We start from the raw sequence: 11148 nt of genomic DNA, 5'->3' as shown, positions 1-11148 counted from the left end.
AGTAATTTTTATGAGCATTAGCAAACACGCTTACATGCTCATCCGCATAACATCTTTATAGGCATCTACTAACTTATTTCTAGTTTGCAGAACCGTCTGAAATGATAAGTTTGCTTTTTGCAAAGACACCATTACTTCAGCCAAACTGGCATCCGTTTCACCTTTCGTAAAAGCTTCTGATAGCGTACTGGCTTCTTGTTGTGTTTTATTCACCGCTTCAATTGACTGACTCAGCATTGTTGAGAAGTCTGACGAATTTGTTGGTTTTGCTTCTGCAACTGTATTTGAAGCTTGCGCCGACATCGCCCGCATTTGGGCCAATACATTATTTATTTCCATGTTACTCATAGTCTTTTTCCTTACCGTGTTTCTGAACAATTAATACCATCATGCAGGGATTTCAACGCCCGCCTCACGCATCCGTGCAATTTTGTAGCGCAGTGTTCTTGCACTGATACCAAGCCGTTCGGCAGTATTTTTACGACTGCCATTAGCACTAACTAGCGTATCGAGAATAAGCTTATCTTCGACCGCTCTAACACCTGCACTCAACTCATTTTCTGACGTCTCAGGCATCTCAAGCGGCTCTGTGCTTATTGCTGATGGCGTCGATTCAAAAATCAAATCGTTCTCAGTAATCATTGAGCCATTTGCCATAATTAAAGCCCGCTGAATGACATTTTCCAACTCACGAACATTCCCTTTCCAATCATGCTTTTCAAGCAGCTTAATGGCGTTAGCTGATAGTGTTGGTGGCGATTGGTCGCCGTTATAATGTCGCGCAATCATCGTTTTCGACAAAGCCAGAACATCTGCTTTTCGCTCTCTTAGTGGTGGTATATTGATGGGGAACACATTGATCCTATACAACAGATCCTCTCTAAACTTACCCTCGTTCACCAGGGTTCTTAGGTCTTTATTGGTGGTCGCCAATACACGCACGTCAAGCGCTATGGTTTTTTTGCCGCCCAAGCGCTCCACTTCTTTTTCTTGTAAAACACGCAACAATTTAGCCTGTAATAAAATATTCATTTCAGAGATTTCATCCAGCAAAATAGTCCCGCCTTGCGCCTGCTCGAATTTTCCTGCTGACGACTGATATGCACCTGTAAACGCCCCTTTTTCATAGCCAAACAACATTGCTTCAAGCATGTTTTCAGGAATCGCCGCACAATTTATCGCCACAAATTCTTTTTTACTTCTAGGCGAGTTTTTGTGAATAAATCGCGATAACACTTCTTTACCCGTGCCACTTTCGCCCTGTATCAATACCGTCGCTTCACTTTTAGCGACACGCCCTGCTAACGCCACAATGTCTTTCATACAGCTGTCATTACTGGGTAGTTCACCAAACGCGGTTTCTCTTGGCGAGATCGTTTGCTCCACATGAACAATGAGTTGGTCCACCTCAAAGGGTTTTGTTAAATAGTCTGATGCACCTGCTTGTATCGCCTTGACGGCCTGCTCCACTGTGGCATGCGCAGTCATTAATAAAACCGGTAAGTTTGGAAACCGCACTTTGAGCATTTCAAGTAGTTCTTGACCACCCATTCCGTCCATTTGAACATCACTGATCACTAAACGAGCCTGATACTTCTCCAGCACTTTAAGTGCTTCAAGGCCGTTAGCAGCGCACTTTGTTTGATAACCGTAAGCCGTTAACGCATCTTGAATAGCTTCTCGCAACGGTTCATCATCTTCAACAATTAACACATCTATTTGTTTTATCACCTTACATACTCCCTTGTAGTTGCTTCATGGACGATGACATTACCACCGGTAATTGAACGTCCATCGTGGTCCCAACCCCTACCTTTGAGACCCATTTAATGTCACCCGCGTGGGCGTTAACCACATTACTGACCACAGCCAAACCTAACCCTGTTCCATTGGCTTTATTGGTATAGAAGGGCTCGAATATTCGTTGTTGCTGCTTTTTGCTCAAGCCATGCCCTTGGTCTGCCACGGTGATTCTTAGGTTAGCGTCACCGTTCAAGCTTATTGAACATGTCACAGATTCACCCGACTTAGTCGCATCTAAGGCGTTATCTAGCAAATTACCAATCGCGCCGAGCAAAGCATTTTTACTGATATAAAGCTGTATAGACTCTTCTGCATCACGACCCTCAAAAGCAACTGGTTTATCCTGATACAAATCGCTTAAGCCCTTAATAAACGTTGTTAATTTAACGGGCTGCTTCACAAACTCACCATGATGCGAATAATTCAGCATATCTGTTACTTGTGTGTTCAATAGCCTTAATCTATCAAGTAGTTTTGCGGCAAAAATTTGCTGCGCCTCATGACTTAATACACCTGTATTCAGTTGCGAGGCATACAATAATGCAGACGCTAAAGGCGTTCTGATTTGATGAGCCAAGCCTGCGGAAAACTCACCCATTTCAGCCAGTTTTTTTTTATGCTCAAGCTGTTGATGTAACTCTCGTTGCTGAGTGATATCGGTTAGTAAAACGACACTACCAGATTGCCCACCTAAGCTTGTGGTGGATAAGGCGACTATTTGCCCCGTCTTTAGACTAAATTGATCTGCAAGCTGCTCATCGGGAATCAAATAATTTGTCTGTACATTATCCCACGGTAACCCTAGTACATCTCCATCCACCCAGGATCTAGCGCAAGCATTTAGCTTGACAACTTTCTGCTGAACATCAAGAACAATAACTGCACCAGGAATAGCCTCAATCAACCCTTCCAATTGAGTCGCTAAGGCCTCTTTGTCTGATAAGTGCTGTATTTTTTCTGAGTTTGATTGAGCTAGCGCATCACTTAAAACAACCACCTGTTGTTCGAGTTGCTGGTATGACTCCGTTAGGTGTTGCGACACTTGATTAAACGCATGAAAAGCATCTTCAAGTGGTTGGCTCTGATGAACCTTATCTGATGTAGCAAGTAAACTCATTTTCTGCCATTGTAATTGTGGTACTCACAAACAATGCCAAAAACGTGCCATATTATTTAATGCTTAATAAACAATACGTTATGAAGTATTGATTTAACGAATGTCAAATATTGGTCACTTAATCCGCGCGGTTAATCTCATGTTTGCGCATCTTCTCAACTAGGGTCGTTCGACGCATACTTAACTTCTTAGCGGCATGCGCCACCACACCATCCGAATCATTTAACGCCTGTTGAATTAATGAATACTCAAGGTTATTCAAATGCTCTTTAAGATCCATCCCTTGCTCAGGCAAGATACCTACCGTATGATGGCCATTAGTCACCGAATGATGATTTAATAAACTTGTCTCGTCGAATATTGGTGGCTCCAACGTCAGCTCTTCTTGAGTAGCCACTGGAGCACTATCGTACTGCTGAAACTTATCAGGCAAGTCCTTAACATCTACAACCCCGTAAGCATGAATAATGGCGAGTCGCTCTACCATATTTGCCAACTCTCTAACATTACCAGGCCAGTCGTACTGACATAGCGCCATTAATGCACCCGAGGTAAAGCGCACAGAGCCTTTATTATCATTTTCAATACGCTGCACTAATTCACTCACCAGCATAGGAATATCTTCAGCGCGATTTCTTAATGGCGCAATACTAATAGGAAATACATCTAATCTATAAAATAAATCTTCCCTAAAGCTGCCCTTTTCAATCTCCTGCTTTAAATCTCGATGTGTCGCAGCTAGCACCCTTACATTACATTCAATAGACTTAGTCCCCCCTACCCGCTCAAATACTTTTTCCTGTAACACTCGTAGTAACTTTACCTGCATTTGCATCGGCATATCACCAATTTCATCAAGAAATAGGGTCCCACCTTCTGCCAACTCAAAACGTCCCTGCCTTGCTGTTAATGCACCAGTAAAGGCTCCCTTTTCATGACCAAACAACTCACTTTCAATCAGCTCTGCTGGTATTGCTCCACAGTTGATAGGCACAAAAGACTTTTGACGGCGTGTCGAATGGTAATGAATATTTCTCGCAATAACTTCTTTTCCTGTACCCGACTCACCAAGAATTAACACCGTTGCATCCGAAACGCATACCTGTTGAATCAGCTGCCTAACACGTTTAACCTCCTGACTATTACCTACCAAACTTCTAAATAATTCAGTCGATCGTTGTGTCGCATCTCTTGTTAACGAATGCCCTACAGACTGTAACTGACGAATACTGTTAATAAAGTGCTGATAGGTGGTTGGCCACTCTAAGGGGACGAGGTAGCTCGCTATGGTTTTAGACAATTTAGGCGCGCGCCCTTTGTTATGTAAATACAAAAATGGTTGCTGGTGCTTAGGCTCTGAAGGCTCTGAATAAAAAGAATGTATCTCATCGTCCTTAAAGCTCACATCATCACAAAGAATAACCAGTGGTGACTCATCATCCTTGACTTCATTTTGTAACTTATCCAAGGTTAATAATTTAACCTTATAATCTAAAAAATTTAATACTGTTATTACTTCTGAGCAGCGATCTTTATCATCACCTATCAAAAAAACTTTTTGTAATGCCATAAAGCAATAAACCCATGTCATGAAATATAAATTTCAATTAGTATGTCAAAAAACCGACACCTCGTGCAATTTTTTGTGCGTTAACGTGCTGTTTTAGACTTCCGCTGTGTTTTAACTTGACAGCTATACAAACAAGTCTTAGAAAGTACATTATATTAATTTGAGCCACACGCCGTGACAGACCTTTCACTGGGATTTCTTTTTTCCACGTTATTCATCCTTATTTTATTATCCGCTTTTTTTTCCGGCTCTGAGACTGCCTTGATGCGCTTGAATAAGTATCGGCTTATACATCTTGTCAAAAGCGGCCATTTAGGCGCCAAGATGGCCCATACCCTGTTAAAAAAGCCAGATCGATTAATCGGCCTTATTTTATTAGGCAATAATTTTATTAACATTTTCGCCTCATCGATTGCAACCATCCTAGCCTTACGCCTATATGGCGAATCAGGTATCGCTATTGCCGCGGGGTTACTGACTTTCATTATTTTAATTTTTTCTGAAGTCGCACCAAAAACTTGGGCAGCTAGCCACCCTGAACGTTTAGCTTTTTTTGCATCGATTATATACACACCTTTATTAAAGCTCCTTTACCCACTCGTTTGGGTCATCAACACCTTATCTAACTTATTACTAAGAATGGTGGGCATCCATGTTCAACATGATACAGACACACATTTGCACCATGATGAATTACGTACTGTTGTGACCGAGGCTGGAAACCTAATTCCCGATGAGCATAAAGGCATGCTACTGGGTATTCTTGATCTTCAACAGGCCACCGTTGAAGATATTATGACCCCTATTAACGATATTCACGGTATTGATCTTGATGACGACATCGATGATATAAAAAAACAATTATTGAATGCGTCCTATTCTAATTTGCCGGTTTTTTCCACTAATATGGATTCTATTCAAGGCTTTTTAAGAACGAAAGATATCTTGCAGTTAGCTAACAGTGGTGACTTTAGCCATCAACAATTATTAGACATTAAGCAACCACCTTACTTTATTCCAAATAACACAAGCCTGTATAAACAACTGATTAACTTTCAACAGAACAAACAACGCTTTGCTTTTGTTGTAAATGAATATGGCTCCATTTTAGGCTTAATAACTTTACAAGACCTGTTAGAAGAAGTGATCGGTGAATTCACCACCGACTTTTCAGATAGCTCTCCTGACATTCAGAAAAAAGCAGATGGCAGCATACTCGTTAGCGGCAACATTACCATTAGAGAACTTAATCGTTCTATGGGCTGGAAATTGCCAACCAACGGTCCTAAAACATTAAACGGGCTAATTATTGAATACCTTGAATCTATTCCAGAACAAGGAACCAGTTTAAAACTCTATAAACACTCTGTTGAAATCGTATTAACTGAAGACAATGCTGTAAAGCTGGCGAAATTTCAATCATCATAATCGTTATGAAAAATAACGATTATGGTGCCTCTAATTTAATATAAAAAAATAATGGAATATGACTTATGGCTAAACTGACTCTTTTTTTTAACAGCAAGCCCATTGAGGTATTCCAACTCGAACAAAACACCTCAACCATCGGCAGGGCCCCTGACAATACATTTATTATCGACAGCCTTGCTATCGCACCAACACACTTAAAAGTGACTCGGGTTGCTAACGAATACTTTATTGAAAGCGTATCTGAACAGTTCCCCACTTTTATTAATGGGCAGCCAATTCAAAAAGAGGCCATTAAGAAAGGCGACAAAATTAACATCGGAAAACACAGTCTTCTTTATTCTTTTTCTACCATCGATGATATCGACACCTCAGGCACATCAACTGCGCAACCATCGTTACGCCCAGTAGGCAAAGCAAACCTTCAAGCTCTAAATGGTGCCAACATCGGCCTAGTTAGCGCGTTAAATAAGGCTGTTAATGAAGTCAATATTACTAACACCACACCCGCAATGATTGCTAAGAGAGCCGACGGGTATTATATTTCAAGATTAATGGACGATATTAGCATTTCCATCGACGGCAACACGATATCCAGCGAGACCAAACTAGCTAATAACAATGTCTTAAACATTGCAGACAATAAATATCTTTTTTTTACTGAATAACCCTTAAATATAAGCAACAGAGTGGAAGGGCAACTTCTACTTTAGTCATTACTCTTCAAAAAATGCTTCTAAAAAAACTGCAATGCATCCCTTAACACGCTCACCGGGTGTATTTTTAGACCATCGACACCTTCCTTAGGAATATTTCCTTTAGGCGCTAGTGCAAACTTAAAACCGTGTTTCGCAGCTTCCTTTAGACGCTCCTCACCATTAGGCACAGGGCGAACTTCCCCTGATAGGCCTAACTCACCAAACACCACCCAGTCTTTAGAGATATTTTTAGATTTAAAGCTAGATAATAACGCTGCAACGACCGCCAAATCACCACCTGTTTCCATAACACGTAGGCCACCAACGATATTTACAAATACATCTTGGTCAAGTAATGAGCATTGCCCATGCCTATGTAGAATAGCCAACAGCATAGCCAAACGGTTTTGGTCCATCCCGACAGTAACCCGTTTAGGGTTTCCTTGCCTACTTTCATCGACCAATGCTTGCACCTCAACCAGAAGTGGACGAGTCCCTTCGCGAGTCACCATTACAACACTACCAGGCACTTCTTGTTCGTGACGTGAAAGAAAAATAGCAGAGGGATTTGTCACTTCGCGAAGCCCTTTTTCTGTCATCGCAAAAACGCCCAACTCATTAACCGCACCAAAGCGGTTTTTAATCGCCCTTATCACGCGGAAACGGCTTCCCGAATCACCCTCAAAATATAAAACAGAATCCACCATATGTTCTAAAACACGTGGACCAGCAATCGCCCCTTCTTTGGTGACATGGCCCACTAAAAATATGGTGGTATTTGTGCGTTTAGCAAATCGTACCAGCCGTGCAGCACATTCACGTACCTGCCCAACCGAGCCGGGCGCAGACTGTAACTCATCACTAAAAACCGTTTGAATAGAGTCTACAACCAAAACATCTGCTGACATTTTTTCTGCTGTCGCCAATATGGTTTCGAGTGCAATTTCACATAAAATATTAACTTTATCGACTGATAAATGAAGTCGCGTCGCACGCATACTTACTTGTTGAGCAGACTCTTCACCCGTTACATAGAGCGTTTTAGTACGTTGACTCATACTCGCCAATGATTGCAGCAATAAGGTTGATTTACCAATCCCAGGATCACCACCAATAAGAATTGCTGAGCCGGGAACAATACCTCCACCGAGTACTCGATCCAACTCATCCATGCCACTTTGAGTACGCTCTAAACGCTGCGCTGTTACAGAAGATAAGATTTGCACTTCCGCCGAGCTGGCTTGGTCAGCATAACCACTAAAACGGTTTACTTTAGAGGAACCGCTCAGCGTTGATTCTTGCAGAGTATTCCAGCCACCACAATCTTGGCATTGTCCAGCCCATTTAGTTGCACTCGCCCCACATTCTTGACAGCTATAAACAGTTTTAGGTTTACTCGACATTTAATGTTTCCCGTATAGATCGACTGACACGATGAGTAATCCCACACAATAATTCATAGGAAATCGTACCACTTTTTTCAGCCACTTCCTCAATGGGCAAACCACGTCCCCATAAAACAACTTCATCACCCACGCGAACATTATTGCATTGACTGATATCCACCGTAATCGAGTCCATTGAAACACAGCCTACTAATGGGGCTACTTGGCCCGCTACCAAAACGGGTGTTCCTGTCACGGCATGGCGAGGATAACCATCGCCGTAACCAATCGCAACAATTGCTATTAGGCTGGTTCTATTAGCTTGCCAAGTTGAACCATAACCGACGCAGCCCGATTTTCTAACCGTTCTTATTGATAGAACCCTGCTTTTTAGTGTCATCACAGGAAGCAAATGATCATCACTTGCTGTTGAGTCACAAAACGGGCTGGCACCATATAGCATTATGCCAGGACGCACCCAGTGTCTTTGTGCATGCTTCCAACCTAACAATCCAGCTGAATTAGCAATACTTTGTTCACCGTTCAAACCGAGCGTAGCTTCATCAAACACACTAATTTGAGAGGTTGTAGACGATGAATTCATATCGTCCGCACAGGCCAAGTGAGTCATTAACTTAACCGGCAAACGCAGCTTTCCAGATAGTTGCAAAGCGTCGTAAAGCCTCGGCACTGCGGACGCATCAACTCCTAGACGGTTCATCCCCGTATTTATTTTTAACCAAGCAGATATCGGTGTTGAAATATCAGCTGAATGGAGTAGCTCTACTTGGTACTCACTATGAATAACTGCATCTAGGTCATAGGCACAAAACTGCTCAAGGTCTGCTTGAGAAGAAAACCCAGTTAACACAAGAATTATTTTATCGATGCCTGCTTGTCTAAGTTTTATTGCTTCTTCTAGCCGTGCTACAGCAAAACCATCAACCGATGACAACGCCTGAGCAACCGCTAACATGCCATGCCCATAAGCATCTGCTTTTATTACCGCCATAAGTTTTGAGTTAGGAGCTGCTCGACGAGCAACATCAGCATTATGTGTTAATGCCGATAAATCAATAACCGCTTCGGGGTGAAAAGACATAATTATTCTAACGTCATAATGCGTTGATGGGCCACTAATTAACCATCAGATCAATATTCATCATCAATGTAACTGTCATTGGCATAGTTCTCAAACCGCGTATATTGCCCTAAAAACGTCAACCGACAGGTGCCAATCGGCCCATTACGCTGTTTACCAATAATAATTTCTGCCACACCTTTTGCATCAGAGTCTTCGTTATATACTTCATCCCTATAAATAAAAATAATAACATCGGCATCCTGCTCAATACTTCCCGACTCCCGCAAGTCAGACATCACTGGTCGTTTATTCGGCCGTTGCTCCAAATTACGATTCAACTGAGATAAAGCAATAACTGGTACATTTAACTCTTTGGCTAAGGCTTTCAATGAACGCGAAATATCTGAAATCTCTGCCACACGACTTTCACTTTTCGATGGTGATTGCATCAACTGTAAGTAATCGAGAACAATCAAACCTAGCTGACCATGTTCTTTCATCAGTCGCCTTGCTCGGGCACGAACCTCAATTGGGCTCAGTGCTCCTGTGTCATCAATGAATATTTTAGCTTCTGCCAACAGATTAATTGAAGATTGCATTCGTGGCCACTCATCATCATCAAGCTGTCCGGTTCTAACTTTATGCTGATCAATTCGGCCTAAAGAAGACATCATTCTCATCGCTAATGAATCACCCGGCATCTCCATACTAAATACGGCGATAGGCAAGCCACTTTGAATGCCTATGTTTTCTGCCAAGTTCATTGCAAAACTGGTTTTGCCCATTGAAGGTCGGCCAGCGACAATAATTAAATCAGCCGGTTGAAGACCGGATGTCATTTCATCTAAATCAGAAAACCCGGTACTCGCACCGGTAATAGCATTTTGGTTTTCATGTAATTCGGTAATCTTATCAACGGCTACGCCCAATAAGTTTTTAATCGATTCAAAACCCTTTTGCCCTTTTGCACCCTGTTCGGCAATTTTAAAAACTTTACTTTCAGCTTCGTCCAACAATTCATTTATGTCTCGGCCTTCAGTATCAAACCCAGAATCTGATATTTCATTACCAATATGAATAAGCTGACGCCGAACAGATCGTTGCCGAACAATAGCTGCATAGCTAACAATGTTTGCTGCACTAGGCGTATCTTTTGCGAGCGCCCCTAAATACGCTAAACCACCGACACTTTCTAATTCCCCAGCTTGCCCGAGCACTTCGGAAATAGTAACAACATCGAAAGGCTCGTCTTTTTTTGCTAAGTCTGCAATCGATTCAAAAATTAGCCGGTGTTCTTTACGGTAAAAGTCCTCTGGTGAAACCTTATCAGCCACTGTATCCCAGCACTGATTATCTAACATTAAACCGCCTAAAACTGATTGTTCGGCTTGTAATGAGTGAGGTGGAACACGAAGAAACTCTGTCTCATCGGGCATTTCATAGTCAAATAATGGTTCTTCAGACATGAGCAGTTTTTGAAGATAAATTGAAAGTTTTTACGATTGTACAGGAAGGTGAAATCTTCTTTGCAAAAAAAAGCCGGTGCCAAATGACACCGGCTTTTTTTAAATGTGGTGTCCTAAGCTTCAGCAACAACCGCCAATTTTAGTGATGCAACAACATCAGTATGTAAGTGGATAGCCACTTCAAATTCACCTGTCTGTCTAATTGAACCTTCAGGTAATTTAATTTCTTGCTTATCAACTTCAACACCTGCATCCGCACATGCTTTAATAATATCCGGTAAGCCGACCGATCCAAATAACTTACCTTCTTCACCCGCCTGGTGAGTAATAGTTAAGTTTAACACTTCAATGGCTTCTGCTCTTGCTTGAGCTTTTGTTAGACGCTCAGCTTCTGCTTTTTCAAGGTCTGCTCTACGTGCTTCAAATTCTTTAATTCTGGCTGGCGTCGCAAGAACTGCTTTACCACCGGGGATTAAAAAATTACGTCCAAAACCGGGCCTTACTGTTACTTTGTCACCCAAGTTACCTAAATTTGCTACCTTTTCAAGAAGAATAATGTTCATCTTTACTAAATCCTATTTATTTTAAAATTTAACT

General features: G+C 41.8%; 10 protein-coding genes. 2 read left to right on the top strand and 8 right to left on the bottom strand.

The genetic code is table 11. From position 1 onward, the window contains the following. Positions 1-30: 30 nt before the first annotated feature. From fliE to KUG63_RS02670, 4 genes are all read right to left on the bottom strand, one after another. Positions 31-348, bottom strand: coding sequence for a flagellar hook-basal body complex protein FliE (gene fliE, locus KUG63_RS02685; protein WP_015005526.1), 318 nt, complete (start codon positions 346-348; stop codon positions 31-33). Positions 349-387: 39 nt separating this feature from the next. Then, positions 388-1731, bottom strand: coding sequence for a sigma-54-dependent transcriptional regulator (locus KUG63_RS02680; RefSeq protein ID WP_287553932.1), 1344 nt, complete (start codon positions 1729-1731; stop codon positions 388-390). A 1-nt stretch (position 1732) separates the two neighbouring features. Next, positions 1733-2920 (bottom strand): sensor histidine kinase, encoded by a 1188-nt coding sequence (locus KUG63_RS02675; protein ID WP_015005524.1) that lies wholly within the window; start codon positions 2918-2920, stop codon positions 1733-1735. Positions 2921-3038: 118 nt separating this feature from the next. After that, positions 3039-4490: a sigma-54 dependent transcriptional regulator gene (locus KUG63_RS02670; protein ID WP_287553930.1), complete on the bottom strand. Its 1452-nt coding sequence runs from the start codon at positions 4488-4490 to the stop codon at positions 3039-3041. Between the two features lie 174 nt (positions 4491-4664). Between KUG63_RS02670 and KUG63_RS02665 the strand changes: the two genes are divergently transcribed. Beyond that, on the top strand, positions 4665-5918 hold the full coding sequence (locus KUG63_RS02665; protein WP_083856985.1) for an HlyC/CorC family transporter: 1254 nt from the start codon (positions 4665-4667) through the stop codon (positions 5916-5918). Positions 5919-5983: 65 nt separating this feature from the next. Further along, entirely contained in the window at positions 5984-6586 is a 603-nt protein-coding gene (locus tag KUG63_RS02660; RefSeq protein ID WP_287553928.1) for an FHA domain-containing protein, read from the top strand. Positions 6587-6654: 68 nt separating this feature from the next. Here the strand turns inward: KUG63_RS02660 and radA are convergent, their stop codons facing one another. The 4 genes from radA to rplI form a co-directional block, all read right to left on the bottom strand. Further along, positions 6655-8019, bottom strand: a complete 1365-nt coding sequence (gene radA, locus KUG63_RS02655) for a DNA repair protein RadA (RefSeq protein WP_015005520.1) — start codon at positions 8017-8019, stop codon at positions 6655-6657. Beyond that, the gene (gene alr / locus KUG63_RS02650) at positions 8009-9103 is read right to left on the bottom strand and encodes an alanine racemase (protein WP_277642161.1); all 1095 of its coding nucleotides are present in this window, start codon (positions 9101-9103) and stop codon (positions 8009-8011) included. Before alr ends, radA begins: the two co-directional genes overlap by 11 nt. 50 nt (positions 9104-9153) lie before the next feature. Beyond that, entirely contained in the window at positions 9154-10551 is a 1398-nt protein-coding gene (gene dnaB / locus KUG63_RS02645) for a replicative DNA helicase (protein ID WP_015005518.1), read from the bottom strand. Between the two features lie 113 nt (positions 10552-10664). Next, positions 10665-11114, bottom strand: a complete 450-nt coding sequence (rplI, locus tag KUG63_RS02640) for a 50S ribosomal protein L9 (protein ID WP_015005517.1) — start codon at positions 11112-11114, stop codon at positions 10665-10667. Between the last annotated feature and the right edge of the window lie 34 nt (positions 11115-11148).

Origin of the sequence: Cycloclasticus sp., from assembly GCF_019090545.1 — a bacterium.
GTDB classification, from domain to species: domain Bacteria; phylum Pseudomonadota; class Gammaproteobacteria; order Methylococcales; family Cycloclasticaceae; genus Cycloclasticus; species Cycloclasticus pugetii.
Note: the sequence above shows the minus strand (reverse complement) of the source record. Positions and strands in the feature narration are given on the sequence as shown.